11 protein-coding genes and 1 tRNA gene are annotated in these 14,437 nt (G+C 58.5%); 6 read left to right on the top strand and 6 right to left on the bottom strand.

What is annotated here, in order from left to right:
- Positions 1-37: 37 nt before the first annotated feature.
- On the bottom strand, positions 38-1,024 hold the full coding sequence (locus V8359_RS09090; protein ID WP_336428437.1) for a TRAP transporter substrate-binding protein: 987 nt from the start codon (positions 1,022-1,024) through the stop codon (positions 38-40).
- Between the two features lie 44 nt (positions 1,025-1,068).
- On the bottom strand, positions 1,069-1,611 hold the full coding sequence (locus tag V8359_RS09085) for a 3-hydroxyanthranilate 3,4-dioxygenase (RefSeq protein WP_336428436.1): 543 nt from the start codon (positions 1,609-1,611) through the stop codon (positions 1,069-1,071).
- Positions 1,612-1,885: 274 nt separating this feature from the next.
- On the opposite strand from V8359_RS09085, the gene V8359_RS09080 reads away from it, so the two are divergent.
- From V8359_RS09080 to V8359_RS09055, 6 genes are all read left to right on the top strand, one after another.
- Positions 1,886-1,961, top strand: a tRNA-Thr gene (locus tag V8359_RS09080).
- Positions 1,962-2,274: 313 nt separating this feature from the next.
- Positions 2,275-3,249, top strand: a complete 975-nt coding sequence (locus V8359_RS09075) for a response regulator (RefSeq protein WP_336428435.1) — start codon at positions 2,275-2,277, stop codon at positions 3,247-3,249.
- A gap of 16 nt (positions 3,250-3,265) precedes the next feature.
- A complete protein-coding gene (locus V8359_RS09070; RefSeq protein ID WP_336428434.1) occupies positions 3,266-3,598 on the top strand; it encodes an Hpt domain-containing protein in 333 nt (110 codons plus the stop codon).
- Positions 3,599-3,692: 94 nt separating this feature from the next.
- Positions 3,693-6,980, top strand: coding sequence for a PAS-domain containing protein (locus tag V8359_RS09065; protein WP_336428433.1), 3,288 nt, complete (start codon positions 3,693-3,695; stop codon positions 6,978-6,980).
- Positions 6,981-7,127: 147 nt separating this feature from the next.
- Positions 7,128-8,795, top strand: coding sequence for a sensor histidine kinase (locus V8359_RS09060; protein WP_336428432.1), 1,668 nt, complete (start codon positions 7,128-7,130; stop codon positions 8,793-8,795).
- A 97-nt stretch (positions 8,796-8,892) separates the two neighbouring features.
- Complete coding sequence (locus V8359_RS09055; RefSeq protein WP_336428431.1) at positions 8,893-9,279, top strand: response regulator; 387 nt, start codon at positions 8,893-8,895, stop codon at positions 9,277-9,279.
- 38 nt (positions 9,280-9,317) lie between these two features.
- Here V8359_RS09055 and V8359_RS09050 read toward each other — a convergent pair whose 3' ends face one another.
- Genes V8359_RS09050 through V8359_RS09035 form a run of 4 tightly spaced genes read right to left on the bottom strand, consistent with a single transcriptional unit; the run spans position 9,318 to position 14,372 of the window.
- A complete protein-coding gene (locus tag V8359_RS09050; protein ID WP_336428430.1) occupies positions 9,318-10,859 on the bottom strand; it encodes an acetolactate synthase large subunit in 1,542 nt (513 codons plus the stop codon).
- Complete coding sequence (locus V8359_RS09045; RefSeq protein ID WP_336428429.1) at positions 10,856-11,956, bottom strand: ABC transporter ATP-binding protein; 1,101 nt, start codon at positions 11,954-11,956, stop codon at positions 10,856-10,858. Before V8359_RS09045 ends, V8359_RS09050 begins: the two co-directional genes overlap by 4 nt.
- Positions 11,953-12,936, bottom strand: a complete 984-nt coding sequence (locus tag V8359_RS09040) for an ABC transporter ATP-binding protein (RefSeq protein ID WP_336428428.1) — start codon at positions 12,934-12,936, stop codon at positions 11,953-11,955. The genes V8359_RS09045 and V8359_RS09040 overlap by 4 nt, the downstream gene beginning before the upstream one ends.
- A complete protein-coding gene (locus V8359_RS09035) occupies positions 12,933-14,372 on the bottom strand; it encodes an amidohydrolase family protein (RefSeq protein ID WP_336428427.1) in 1,440 nt (479 codons plus the stop codon). The genes V8359_RS09040 and V8359_RS09035 overlap by 4 nt, the downstream gene beginning before the upstream one ends.
- Positions 14,373-14,437: the final 65 nt, after the last annotated feature.

The raw sequence follows: 14,437 nt of genomic DNA, 5'->3' as shown, positions 1-14,437 counted from the left end.
CGCACGCGCCCCGATGTCGGTCATGCCCCTTTAGGTGTTACTTCGTTTCTTCGGCGGCTGCACGCAGATCGTCAAGGGCAGATGACTTCTCGGACCATGTGGCGTTCCATTCGGAAATGGCGTCGCCAAAGAAATCGGCGCCCACGACAATATAGTTCGTGCCGGTCTCTTCCACCTGCTTGAGCCACGCTTCATCCTTCTCGACATAGCTGTCGATGCTGCTGTCCACATGCTTGGCCATCAGGTCGGCCACCATGGCGCGATCGTCGTCTGACATGCCCTTCCAGACCTTTGCCGACACAAGGCCGACCATCGGGAACATCATGTGATTCGATTGCACAACCGTGTCGGCATGCTCGTAGTATTTCAGCTTCCAGATCAACTCGGCGTCCATGTCGATCGCATCCACCTGACCGTTGGCCAACGCGTCATAGACCGCCGGAAGCGGCATCGGGGTGGGCGCCGCACCCAGCGCGTTATAGAAATCAAGGATCGGGTCGAATGGCGTGATCCTGAGTTTCTTACCCTGAAGGTCTTCGGCGGTGGCAACCGGATCGCGGCTCACGATCTGGCGCAGACCGGCCATTCCATAGCCCACGCCCACGACACCCACCTTGCCCGGCAGATCGTCAAGCAACCCACGCGCTGTATCGGTGCGCAGGATGCGGCCCGCATGGGCGATATCTTCGGCAAGGTAAGGCGCATAGAACGCGCCAAGATCAGGCGCACGGTTCGAGACCTCGGCGACGGTCATGAACGCCATGTCAAGCGCGCCTGTCTGCAACTGCTGAAGCATCTCGGCTTCATTGCCGAGCTGTCGTGCCGGAAAAACGGTGACTTCGTGCGCGCCGTCGCTCTTTTCGGAGAGTTCGGCACCAAACGCCTCGGCGGCCTTGGTCCAGATATGCGGCGGAGGCGTGATCAGGCCAAGGCGAAACTCCTTGGCCATGGTCGCGGTGGCCCCTCCACCGATCGCCATCATTGTCGCGGCGGCGCCCATCAGGCTTTTGATATACATGTTCATTCGTGGCTCCCTGTTATCGGTTATCGTTTATTCGTGTCCCGCCATCAAAGTTTGACCCAGCCCTCCGGCGGCTCCTTGCCGGGGTGGACGGTCTGACAGTTGGGGCAGGTCCGGTCCTCTTCGGATGCATAGAATTTCTGATAGACCGGCGGCAGATCGTCAACGATGGACTTGAGCTGCATTTCAGCACGATGAACCCGCTCTCCGCATTCGAAGCAATACCATTCGATCGCGTCAAGCTGTCCCTGTTGCCGTTTCGGCTCGATCACCAGACCGATTGACCCTTCCTGCGGGCGCTGTGGCGAATGACGCACATGCGGTGGCAGGAGAAAGATGTCACCCTCCCGTATGGGCACATCATAAAACTCCTCACCGTCATAAAGCTTGAGAAGCATATCACCCTTGAGTTGATAGAAGAACTCCTCGACCGGATCGTCATGATAATCCGTGCGCTTGTTGGGGCCGCCGACCACCGTCACCATCATGTCGGCGTCTTCCCAAATCTGCTGATTTCCCACGGGTGGCTTGAGCAAATGCTTATGCTCATCGATCCATGTCTGGAAATTGAATGCGCTCAAACGTGCCATTGCGATCCTCCCTCGGGTCTGAATTCGCGGTGCGGCGGTCGCTACGCCGCATAACATCCGGCCTTCGCATCATTTCACTCCGTTTATCAGCCCTGAGCAAGAACGACTGGCCACCGCATCGGAAAATTTTGAAAGCCTCGCGATATAACCTCAATCGCTGATCCAGAAATCTGTTATCCTTTTTGGTTATGACAGAACGGTGCGCCCACCGCGACATTTCGCGCAACACCTCTCTTGCGCCGCACATAATCCCGTTATAAACGCAGGCCCGGACGCCGGTGTAGCTCAGCTGGTAGAGCACGTCATTCGTAATGATGGGGTCGTAGGTTCGAGTCCTATCACCGGCACCATTCTGCTTCAGGTTCCACGCAGAAAGAATCTTGGTGCGCGATTGCGCCGGGACTCGGGTGAAACATGGCAACGGGCCCTCTCGGCGCCCACAAGGGGCCACCCTGTATTGATCCTGTTCGGGCATGTTCCTGAACTTGCCTGCACAGATACGGGGTTGCCCGGCCTCTTGCGCATCTGAAATGCAAAATGCCGCAAATTTCGCGCGAATGATCAACAAAAACCATTTTGTCGCCACATTCGCGGGATCAAGCTCATTCAACCAAAAGGTGCGGAGCCGGCGATCGACTCCAGCGAATCTGAGTGAGGCAAAACATGAAACTACTGGTCGTTGATGACGAGCCGCTTTTCCTGGAACTGATGTCGAAATATCTCGGGTCTCTGGGCTATGCGGACGTGCGTACATGCACCACAGCACAAGCCGCGCTTGATGCAATCGCCAGTGAGACATCACCGTTCGATTGTTGCCTGCTGGATATCAAAATGCCCGGTATGGACGGCATCGAGCTTTGTGGGCGAATTCGGGCGCATCCCGAATACGCGGTGACGCCGATCGTGATGATCACCGCAATGACCGAGAAATCCTATGTCGACGAAGCCTTTCGGGCCGGCGCCAATGACTATGTCAACAAGCCGATCGACCGGGTCGAGCTTGAGGCGCGCATGGGCATGGTGGAAAATCTTGTCGCGGAGCGGGTCAACAGTTCGATGCTGTTGCGTCAGCTTGGAGATGCATCGCGGGGCCCGCAGGCCAAAGTCGATTTTGCGGCCCCCATCCTTCTTGAAGAGGTCGACGGGGTCATCGCACTGTCGAGCATGGAGAACTATCTTCTGCGCCTCGGCAAACTGCACCTTTATTCGAACGCCACGGTCGGCATTCACATCAAGAACGTCGAACGCATTTTCGCCGAGACGGGTGGTGCCGAATTCATGGACATTCTCGGAGAGGTCGCGCAGGCAATTTCAGATGTGTTGCACGATTGCGAATCCCTTTTGTCCTATGCCGGAAAGGGCGACTTCTGTTGCATCAGGTCCAGAACACGCAATGCCGACCCGGAGGAGCTTGCGTTGCAGATCAACGACCGGATCGCGCGGGGTCTCAATGCGTTGCTCGGGGATGACGTGAGCTTGCCCTTGGTGAGCATCGGCAAGGCCCAGATGCCGCGCCTTGTTCATTTCGGCGACGCGACCGACCTGATTTATAGAGCCATAGACGATGCCCGTGCCGCATCGAATCCGACCTCTGCACCGGCGCGCGGCACAATGCCCGCGAAGCGCCATGCGAGCTGAGTCCGACGCGTCAGCCATGCCTGCTGAGATGCACCAAGCGATTCAGGCGCTCCGAGCGAAGTTTCTCGACGAGGTGGAGACGCGCATTCTTCATCTCGAGGGTGCCCTGATCGAAGTGAGGCACGGCACCAACGTTCTCGTGGCCGCAAGCGCAATCAGTGCGTCGGCCCACAAGATCGCGGGGCTTGCCCCGACCTTGGGATTTCATGACGTCGGAGAGGCGGCGAGAAACACCGAAGAGCGCTGGAACGAGGCAATTGCGAAAAACTGTTCCACGCCATCGCTTCAACCCGCCATCGTCGAGGTGGAAGCTCTTATGGATAAACTCGAGGAAACACTTGTTTCGTGACCTGTGAGCCACATTTATCTGCTTGCGGCCATCGCTTGTTGAAAATGATTGCCTGACATTTCACGCAAGCTAGGGTGGTAAAAAAGAGCAGAAATTGAGCAGTAGGCCACACCCCACGAATATGCTCGGACGGACACGTCGCACACGTTTCATCACGGGCGCGCTCATAACGCTTGCGGTGATCATGGCCATCTATACGGTCGATACCTTTCGACAGCGAACATTCGAGCGCGTTGAGCAGGCCGAGGCCGGGGAATTTCTTGCTGATTTGCAAGCTCACCTGACCATGTCACTTGTTGATCACGAGCTTCGCGCGCGCGGTCTCGCGACGGCGCTCGAACTTAACACCGACATCGACCAGCCAGAATTCTCGCGTTTGGCGGCGCGGTTCGCGATGGCAGACGATTCAATCGTAAATCTCGCCGCGATCGAGGGTTCGATCATCCGATATGTCTACCCCTATGATGAAAACCGCGAACTGGTCGGACGGGATGTGGGCGAGATGGAGGCGCAGCGCGAAGTGCTCGAGCGGCTTGGCCGCACCGGTAAAACCGAAATTCAGGGGCCCACCCCCCTTTTGCAGGAACAACTTGGCATCATCCTACGCATGCCTGTGGGCCCTTCAGATACCGAAAACTTTATGTCGGTCGCCGTTGTCCTGAATGCGAACGCTGTGTTCGAAGAGGCCCTTTCGATGACGGAAACCCGAAATGGCTCACGCGGATATGATGCCATGCTCGCGTCTCCAAATCTTGCGCATGTCGTCGGAGATAAAGACCTGATCGGGGTCGAGCCTTTGACCGAGAGGTGGCGCATGCACAACATGAACGTCGTGATCGGGGTCAAGCCCGCGGCAGGATGGGGTGCCGCGTATCAGGTGCCTTGGTTGCTTTACAGCGGGCTATTCATCCTTTTCGGATCCGCGATCGGTCTCGTGCTCATACTTCGCAAGCACAAGCAGGACAGCACCGCCGCACAGGTGCATTTGAAGACCGCGATCGACAGCCTTGCTGATGGGTTCGTTCTTCTTGACGCGGACAATCGAGTGATCCTGAGCAACCACCGATATGCTCAGATGCATGACAAATGCGCGAAGGCCATCAAGCCGGGGGCAAAATTCGAAGACATATTGCGGCTTGGGATTGAACGGGGTCAGTTTCCTGATGCGATCGGTCAAGAAGAGGAATGGCTGGCCAAACAACTCAAGAAACCACCCGAGGAAGGCCATGATTTCACCATCGCCTTCAACGATGACCGCTGGGTCAGGATATATGAGAAGCAGACGCCACAAGGGGGGCGCGTCGGCCTTCGGATAGATGTCACGAGGCAGGTCGAGGCGCATCGCCGCGCCGAGGCCGCCGAAAGCCTTGCCAAAGAGGCCAAGGTTCAACTCATGATGGCGGTCGAGACGCTTCCTGACGGATTTGCCCTTTTCGATGCAGATGATCGCCTTGTTCTCTGCAACGACAGATACAAGGAAATCTATCACAAGAGCGCCGAAGTGATGGCACCGGGCTCGACGTTCGAAGAGATTTTGCGCTTTGGGCTTGAGCGGGGACAATATCCCGATGCGATCGGTCGCGAACATGCCTGGCTGGCCGAGCGCATGGCAGCGCACCGCGCCGCCAACACGACGATCGAACAGGCGCTTGATAACGGACGTTACCTTCGTATTCTCGAACGCGCGACGCCGAGCGGCGGCCGGGTAGGGCTGCGGATTGACATCACCGAGCAGATCGAGAGCCGGTTGCGCGCCGAGAAGGCGGAACGCCGGCTTCGCGATGCCATCAACGCACTGCCTGCGGGCTTCTGGCTTTTCGGGAGCGACGGAAAGCTTGAGATGTTCAACGAAACTTACTGCAAGCTGTATGAAAAAACCGCACCGGCAGTGAAAATTGGCGCGACCTCCCGCGAGATGCTGGAATATGGCCTTGCGCATGGCGAATACCCTGAAGCGGTCGGTCGCGAAGACGAATGGCTTCAGGAGCTTTCCGAGCGCCTCGCCGGGCCTGAATATGAATGGGAATATCCGCTGGCAAACGGTCGGTGGGTGCGGTCGATAAATCAACCCATCAGCGATGGCAGCCGCGTCGGCATCCGCGTCGACATAACCGAACTCAAAGAAAAAGAGGCCGCGCTCAAGGCAACCAACAATCAGCTTCGCGCGGCGCTCGGAGAGCGCGACGCAGCGACCCAACGGTTCATGGACGTGGCCAAGATCAGCGATGATTGGTTCTGGGAGCAGGACAAGGATCTACGCTTCACTTTCGTGTCCGAAGGGTTTGATCGCCTTATGGGCAAACCCTCTCAGCACATGATCGGCAAGACCCGGCTCGAGGTCTATGAAACCCTCCCCAAAACCATGGAAAGCGCCGATTGGGACTGGCTTGCCGCGAAGCTCGAAGCGCGTGAACCTTTCCGCGAATTCGTCTATCGGGCAAGTGGCTCCAAAAGCAACAGCACTTGGATTCGCGTCAGCGGAGCGCCCATCTTTGATGAGAACGGAGAGTTCGCCGGTTATCGCGGCGTGGGGACCGACATCTCGGATCTTTACAACGCCATGCGCGATGCCGAGGCCGCTAGCGTAGCTAAAACCGAATTCCTCAACGTGATGAGCCACGAACTTCGCACACCGCTGACGGTTATCCTTGGGTATAATGCATTTCTGGCGAAACCCGATCTTCTGGCCTCGGTCAGTGCCCTCGAGACCAAAGCACAGGACGGCACCCTGACACCGGCCACCGCGAGCAAACACCTCGCTGCGATCAAAACCGAAGTCTCCGGGTATGCCGTGCGTATGAAGGAATCGGGCAAGCACCTGCTCGAACTGATCAACGAGATGCTTGACCTTGCCAAGATTGATGCGGGCAAACTCGACATGGAGCCGACCGAAATTGCATTGGATGACATGGTAGCCTCGGTCGCGACTCAATTTTCGCAGGCCGCAGAGGAGAAATCCCTCGAACTCAGGCTGGACACTCATGGCGAACGCGTCATCGCGGATGAACTTCGCCTGCGGCAAATTTTGATCAACCTCGTGGGCAATGCCCTCAAGTTTACCGATGACGGGAACATTACGATTCATGCCAGGGCAGAGGGCGAGGATGTCGCAATCCACGTGTCAGATACCGGCTGTGGAATCGCTCCCGAATGCCAACAGGTGATCTTTGAACAGTTCCGCCAAGCCGATTCATCGGTAACACGCAAGAAGGGCGGCACCGGCCTTGGCCTGACAATTTCGCGCCGACTTGTCGAACTGCAGGGTGGCCAGCTTTCCATTGAAAGCGAGGTCGAGAAAGGCAGCACATTCCGCTTCACGCTGCCTGCCGCGTCAAAGGCGGACCCGCCCAAAACCTCGGTCAAAGCGTCACAAGCCGCCTGAGCCACACAACTCACAAGAGAGCCTGCCTTAATTTAGCCTCAGTCTTTCCAAACTGCCACCGTCATCCGGCGTTAGAGCTTCTGTATAGCAACGCGGAATTAAGCAAATCGAAGCATTCTTCGAGTTTGGCGTTGGCAGGTGATAAAGATGAGCAGACTATTCGGTTTTTCCATAATTTCAATTGGCGGTCTTTCCGGATTTGGCTACCTGATTTTTGCGATGACAGGTTCGGATTGGGCACTCGCCGCCAGCCTCAATGTGCCGCAAATGCTTCAAGCAAGTGTGTTCTTTCTATTGGCCGGCCTTCTCCTGATCGCGTATCGACGCGGCCTTGAAACGGTTCGCCTTCGCGAAAAAATCATCGAAGGTCAGGAACTTGAACTCGCGTTCCGTGAACAGGCACTGGACAAGCATGCGATGGTCGTAACGACCGATCCCAAGGGTCAGATCCTTTCGGTGAATCGCAATTTCACCGAGGTGCTCGCGTATCGTCCCGCAGAGATAGAAGGCAAACCGCTTCGCTCGCTTTTACACAAAGAGCAGGACGCGCCGATCGAAGACAGCCTGCGTCGCGCGCGCGCCGGAGACATCTGGAACGGTGACGTCAAGGTTATGAATCGCAAGGGCGCGGCCTGCATCTTTCACACCACGGCCATTCCCATGCACGACGCGTTCGGTCGTCACCTCAAGACCATTTACCTGGCCACCGACATGACAGAACAGCGCAGGAGCGAGCGGGAAAAACAGCTCACTCGCTGTCTGGAGCTTCTGCCCGAAGACGTGCTGATCTTTGATGCCAAAACCCTTCGCCTGAGTTACATGAACGGCGCCGCGGTAAAGCGTCATGGTTGGAGCGAAGCCACGTATCGCCGCCGCAAGCTTACTGATATCCTCGACAACATGACCGAAGCGGACCTTGTCGCGCGCACCGGTGCCCTGTCACACGAAACCGAAACCACGACCCGGTTCGAAGCGTGTTCCGGAGGGATCCCGATGAACGCGACCGTGCAGATCATCGAGGCCGAGGACCGGCGGGACTCCTGTATCGTGGTTCTGCGCGACATTTCCGAACAGAAGATGGCCGAGGAAAGCAGGAAGAGCTTTGTCTCGATGATGACGCACGAACTTCGCACACCGCTTACATCGATCAAGGGCGCGGTTCAGCTTTTGACGGCGGGCACCTTGGGCAAACTTGAACCGGGTGTCCTTTCGATGCTGGGCATCGCCGAGAAAAACTGCGAACGTCTCCTGAGGTTGGTCAACGATATTCTGGACCTCAATAAGCTTGAGGCCGGAAAGATGGACATGACAATTGAACGCATCGATACGCGCGATCTCGTGTCTGAGGCGATCCTGAATGACCGAGAATATGCTGCGGGCCTTGGCGTTGATTTCCACTATGAAGCGCCAGAGTTGCCGATGCTGGTCGATGGTGATCGCGGTCGTCTTCTTCAGGTGCTTGCAAACCTTCTGTCAAACGCCGCGAAATATTCGGACGAGGGCGCGACGGTTGAAATCGGCGTTTCAGCGGTTGATCATAACATATGCATCTCAGTGGCCGATAGCGGTCCGGGTATCCCCGAGGAGGCACACGCCACCCTGTTTGACTCCTTTACGCAATCTGATCTTCCCGCTCAGGGCAAGATAAACAGCACTGGCCTAGGGCTTACGATCGTGCGGGCGATCCTCGAAATACACGATGGAACGGTGCATTTCGACACCAAGCTCGGAGAGGGCACAACCTTCTATGTCATGCTGCCCATGGCCGGAGAAGACGAGCTTGGTGGACGCAGCGAACGACGCCAGGCCGCATGAGCAAAATAGCTGAGATTATTGTCTAAAATCATAGGCCGCCCCGGAGAAGCATGTTAGCATTATGTCCAATGTCATTAACATCCGGAAGTTGAGTGCGATGAGTGAGCTGAAAAAGATTCTGCATGCCGAGGACGACCCCGATATCCGCGAAATCGCCAAGATGTCGCTCGAAATGGTGGGTGGTTTTGAAATTCTTCAATGCCATGACGGCGCCGAGGCAGTAGACAGCGCCGAGGGTTTCGCCCCGGACATGTTTCTCATGGATGTCATGATGCCCGGAATGGACGGGCGCGAAAGCGTCGCGAAACTTCGTGAGAACGCGGCTTTTGCCAATACACCCGTTGTGTTCGTGACCGCAAAGGCGTCGAACCTTGATGTCGAGAAGCTCAAGTCTGACTTCAATGCTGACGTGATCACCAAGCCGTTCGACCCGATATCGCTTCCCGATCAGCTTCGCTCGATCTGGAAAGGTGCGGCCACTTGAGCAGAGCGCACCCGGGTGGCACCCTCGGAGCCAGTGATTCAGAGCACAGCCTCAATCAGGAACGGCCCCGGCTCCTTTGAGGCGTCGATGATCATTCGATAAAGTTCTGCCGGGCAGGTGATCCGTTTTCCGGGCACGCCCATGCCCTTGGCCAGACTTACGAAATCCAACTCGGGGCGGTCCAGTTCGAGCATATCGAGCGCACCCGGCCCCGGGTTCTGCCCAACCTTGTAGAGCTCTTGTTTGAGAATCTGATAGCCGCGATTCGCGAAGATGATCGTTGTGACATTGAGGTTTTCGCGCGCCTGCGACCACAGCGCCTGTATCGTGTATAGCGAAGAGCCATCAGCCTGAAGCGCCACGACGGGACGGTCCGGACAGGCCACGGCGGCGCCAGTGGCAAGCGGCACGCCGATACCAATCGCGCCACCCGTGATTGAAAGCCACGAAATGGGGGGGCCACCCGCCGAAAGCGGCATGGCCTGTGTGGCGCTTGTCAGACGTTCGTCGATAACAATGGCGTTCTCGGGCATGGCGGCGGCGATGGCCGTCGAAATATGCGTATCGTCCATCGGCCCGGCTGCGGGTGGCTCACACCGCGCGGCGGCTCTGGGCGGAGATGCTTTGGTGCCGACAAGATCGGCCAAAGCTTCGATCGCCGCCGGCCCGTCCTGATCGAAATCGGCAAGTGGTATGGTCTCACAGTCCTCAGGGAGCAAAAGACTCGGCCTGTCGGGATAGGCGAAAAACGCGACCGGCGGCAGAGCCTCGACCAGAATGGCGCGGCGAAAGCCCGACAGGGCGGCAAGCGCATCGTCCACCGGATAAGGCACGCGCGGCAGATCGTGGCGGCCATTGCCTCGCTCCATGCGACGCAGGGGGCCAGACGCGAAGAGCTTGGATTGCGTGGCCTCAGCGATCCCGGCCAGAAGCGCCATGGACTCGGGGGATTCGAGCACGTTTCCACCGCAGAGGATCACCGCATCGGGCCCAAGCGACGAGGCGGCACGACGCAGCATGTCTTGGTCGATCTTGCGGGGCGCGCGGGCCTTGGCACGGTCCACCGGCTCGACCCCGCTCACAGGTTCCCATCCGATATCCGCCGGCACGATAAGCGTTGATATCTGGCCCGGATGCCCCCACGCGGCGGCCAGCGCATCCATGGCGTCGCCAGCAATGGTTTCCGTGCTCTGAACGGTGCGCACCCAATCGGAAAAGGCCGCCGCCGTCCCCGGAACGTCGGCAGTCAGAGGCGCTTCATAGCGCAAGTGCCGGCGTGCGTGATCACCCACGATGTTCAGCATCGGTGTCCGCGCCTTACGCGCGTTATGAAGGTTCGCCCCCGCATTCGCCAGACCGGGTGCCAGATGTAGAAGCGTCGCGGCCGGTTTTTTGGCCATGCGCGCATAGCCATCGGCTGCGCCGCTCACCACGCCTTCGAAAAGGCCCAGAACACACCGCATGAGACCCGTTCGGTCAAGCGCGTCGACAAACTGCATCTCCGAGGTTCCGGGATTGGCGAAACAGACTTCGACACCGGCCGAATGCAGACTTTTCAACAAGCTTTCGGCGCCATTCATCGCGTGTTCCCCGCTTTATGATTTTTTGTATTTGTGGGCGTTTGCGCGATTTTGCCTGCCTTTTCAAGCACAGCCAACCGCCGAGCCAGCGTTTTGCGTTCGACCGGTGCGACCACGCGCGCCTCCAGTTGCTGTTCGGCATGGTGGCAAGCGACAAAGGTCTCCCCGATGGCGCGAGACTCGGGCCGAACCTCCTTGCACAGGTCGGTCGCCATCGGACAGCGCGGATGGAAGGCGCATCCCGACGGCGGCGACAGCGCGCTCGGCACATCACCGCGCGCCGGTGTCTCGTCACGTATCCGGGTCGGGTCGGGTAGCGGCACCCTCTTTATGAGAGAGCGTGTATAAGGGTGTAGCGGGCGCGAAAAGAGTGTCTCGACAGGGGCCTGCTCGACAAAGCGCCCGAGATACATCACCGCGACGCGATCGGCGATGTGGCGCACCACCGACAGGTCATGGCTGATGAAGACATAGGCCAGCCCAAAGTCCCGCTGTAGTTTCTGGAGCAAGTTCACGATCTGTGCCTGCAAGGACACATCAAGCGCCGAAACAGGTTCGTCACAGACGATAAGGCCGGGACGAGTCGCTAGGGCCCGGGCAATGCCAACACGCTGACGCTGACCACCGGAAAATTCGTGCGGATAGCGTTCCGCATGAAAACTCGACAACCCCGACAGCGACAGAACCTCGTCAATGCGGTCATCAAGCCCGGCCCTGTCGGTCACCCCATGAAGCAGAAGTGGTTCGGCCAGTGTTTCGCGCACCGTCATACGTGGATTGAGCGAGCCATAGGGGTCCTGAAAAATGATCTGCATCCGGCGCCGCATCTCGCGCAGTTCAGGCCGGGGCATGTCGGTCACATTCTGACCTTCGAGGGAAATCCGTCCCGACGTCGGCTCGATCAGGCGCAGAACGGTGCGGCCCATGGTGGATTTGCCGCAGCCCGACTCTCCAACCACCGCGAGGGTCTCACCGCGGGCCACCTCGAAGCTCACATCTGTCATCGCCTGAACGCTGCCGATCTGTCGGCGCAGAATGCCGCGGTGAACGGGATAGTGCTTGGTCAGGTTTTCCACTTTGAGGACCGGATCGCTCATGAGACCTCCGTTTCGTCGATGGGCGCATACCAGCAGGCTGCGAGATGTCCCGACCCGCCCACTGGATCGAGCGGAGGTTCTTCGCGGCGGCAACGATCATCGGCCAGCGGACAACGCGGAGCAAAGCGACAACCAGTGATCTTTTGCCACGGGGGCGGCAGCGTGCCGGGAATGGTGGCAAGACTTTCTGCTTTGTCGTCGATGCGGGGCACGGCGGCCATGAGACCGATCGTATAGGGGTGTTGCGGGTTCTCGAACAGTTCGTCGGTCGAGGCGCGTTCGACCACCGCGCCGGCATACACCACCACCACGTCATCACAGGTTTCAGCCACAACCCCAAGGTCGTGGGTGACGAGTATCACGGCCATGCCCGTCTTTTTCTGCAACTCGCGAATGAGGTCGAGTATCTGGGCCTGAATCGTAACATCGAGCGCAGTTGTGGGTTCGTCCGCAATTAGTAGTTCGGGATCGTTGGCCAGCGCCATGGCGATCATCACCCTCTGACGTTGTCCGCCCGAAAGCTGGTGGGGATAGTCATCCACGCGTTCCGCAGGGGACGGCAGGCCCACCAGATCCAGCAACTCGATCGCGCGCGCCCGCATATCGCCCTTGTAATTATGGGCACGCAAGCTCTCCATGATCTGATCGCCGCAGGTGTAAACCGGGTTCAGGCTGGTCATCGGCTCTTGGAAAATCATACCGATGCGCCCGCCCTTCAAGCTGCGCATCTGATTTTCGGACAGATCCAGAAGGTTCTGTCCGTCAAAGGTGATCGCGCCCCCCTGAATGACGCCGGGAGGCTGAGGCACGAGGCCCATGATCGCGAGCATGGCAATGGATTTTCCGCACCCGGATTCCCCCACCACACCCAGAGTGCGCCCCCGATCCACCGAGAAGCTGACGCCGTCTACCGCGCGCATGATGCGCGGCCCATCGCGAAAGCCCACGCGGAGATCTTTCACCGACAGCAGGTCACTCATGTGCCAGCCTCGTAAACCAGCGGCGATGCCTCAAGATGCGTGCGGTCGGCAAAGTCCAGCTTTTGGAACTTATCCTCGGCGCGGCGCTGTGCCTCTTCGAGGCGGGCCGTGGCGTCGTCAAGATCGAAGGCCTCGACCTTGCCGTCGGAGACGACCTGCCGCCCATCTACGAAGACATCGCGGACCGCGCGCTCTGCGGCCACATAGACAAGCGAGCGAATGGGATCGCGCAACGGGCGCATCGCGGGATGGGTGATGTCCGCGATGAACAGGTCGGCCTTGGCCCCTTTGGCAAGTCGCCCGATATCATCCCTCCCAAGGATCGACGCACCGCCAACTGTTGCAGCATCAAAGATATGATGGGTGCGGAGATCGAACGGATTGCCCGACATGAGCCGTGAATTATAGAGCGCGTTGCGCATCTCTTCGAGCATGTTATGCGGATAGGTATCGGTGCCGAGCCCCACGGGAATGCCACTACGGATATAGCGGCCCACGCTTTGCATCGCGATGCCACGCCGTTGAAACACGGTCGGACAATGGGCCACCGCCGCACCGCTATCCCTCAGAAGGCCGAAATCGTCGGCTTCGGGCCAGTGAACCGAAGAATGACTGTTGAGGAAGATACCATGGCCGATGATGGCCCCCGGTTTCAGAACGCCCAGATCATCGAGCCACTCAAGCGGTGTAAGCCCATGACGGCGTGTGATCTCGTGGAACTCCACCACAGACTGCGCGGCATGGATCTGAAACTTGATGCCGCGCGATTGGGCCTCATCAAAACTGTCGCGGATCAGGTCTGCCGAACAGGTGTCTATCTGCGACGGCGAAACCATACCCGAGAGTCGCCCCGAGGGATGCGCGTTCGCCTCGTCGATGACGGACATCGCCTTGGCCATCGCCTCACGGCCCGCGTCCTCATCCCATTCGTATTCGACCACGTGGCCATTCTTGGTGAACCACCGCGCCGACCGATACATCGGCGCAAGCACCGCTCGGATGCCCGACCGGTCCAACAGGTCGATCCAAGCATCATACGGGACGGACAGGTCGGTGAGTGTGGTCACCCCCGACAACAACAACTCCGATAGCGCGACTTCGGTGCAGGCTTTGGTGCCCTCTTCATCGGGACGAAAGAGCGGCATGAATTCGTAGAGCGAGGACATGTAGAGCCGGGGGCTTCCAAGCTCGTCCAGAAATCCTTTGTTCATCGGTTCGGAGAGAGGGTGGGAATGGATGTTCACCAGCCCCGGAGAAACAAACCGGCCACGCCCATCGATTTCGCGCTCGACCTCTCCCTCGTAGGTGCCGCCGATGCTGATGATGCGATCGCCCTCGAAGGCGACATCGGCATCATTGAGATAGGTGTGGCGGCCGCTATCCGCGTCCCATGCGATGACCCAGCTCGCGTTGCGGATGACTGTTGTTCCCGTCATGTCGATCGCTCCTGTCGAGATAATAGAAAATCGGACCGGCCGGAATGCACCGGCCGGTCCGGTCG

The organism is Roseovarius sp. E0-M6 (assembly GCF_037083845.1).
Classification (GTDB): Bacteria; Pseudomonadota; Alphaproteobacteria; order Rhodobacterales; family Rhodobacteraceae; genus Roseovarius.
The sequence above is the reverse complement of the archived record's forward strand: the minus strand, read 5'-3'. Positions and strand labels throughout refer to the sequence as shown.

Bases quoted from the DNA above. Each gene is read 5' to 3' on its own strand.
- V8359_RS09090 (WP_336428437.1), bottom strand. From the start codon at position 1,024: ATGAACATGTATATCAAAAGCCTGATGGGCGCCGCCGCGACAATGATG.
- V8359_RS09085 (WP_336428436.1), bottom strand. From the start codon at position 1,611: ATGGCACGTTTGAGCGCATTCAATTTCCAGACATGGATCGATGAGCAT.
- V8359_RS09075 (WP_336428435.1), top strand. From the start codon at position 2,275: ATGAAACTACTGGTCGTTGATGACGAGCCGCTTTTCCTGGAACTGATG.
- V8359_RS09070 (WP_336428434.1), top strand. From the start codon at position 3,266: ATGCCTGCTGAGATGCACCAAGCGATTCAGGCGCTCCGAGCGAAGTTT.
- V8359_RS09060 (WP_336428432.1), top strand. From the start codon at position 7,128: ATGAGCAGACTATTCGGTTTTTCCATAATTTCAATTGGCGGTCTTTCC.
- V8359_RS09055 (WP_336428431.1), top strand. From the start codon at position 8,893: ATGAGTGAGCTGAAAAAGATTCTGCATGCCGAGGACGACCCCGATATC.
- V8359_RS09050 (WP_336428430.1), bottom strand. From the start codon at position 10,859: ATGAATGGCGCCGAAAGCTTGTTGAAAAGTCTGCATTCGGCCGGTGTC.
- V8359_RS09045 (WP_336428429.1), bottom strand. From the start codon at position 11,956: ATGAGCGATCCGGTCCTCAAAGTGGAAAACCTGACCAAGCACTATCCC.
- V8359_RS09040 (WP_336428428.1), bottom strand. From the start codon at position 12,936: ATGAGTGACCTGCTGTCGGTGAAAGATCTCCGCGTGGGCTTTCGCGAT.
- V8359_RS09035 (WP_336428427.1), bottom strand. From the start codon at position 14,372: ATGACGGGAACAACAGTCATCCGCAACGCGAGCTGGGTCATCGCATGG.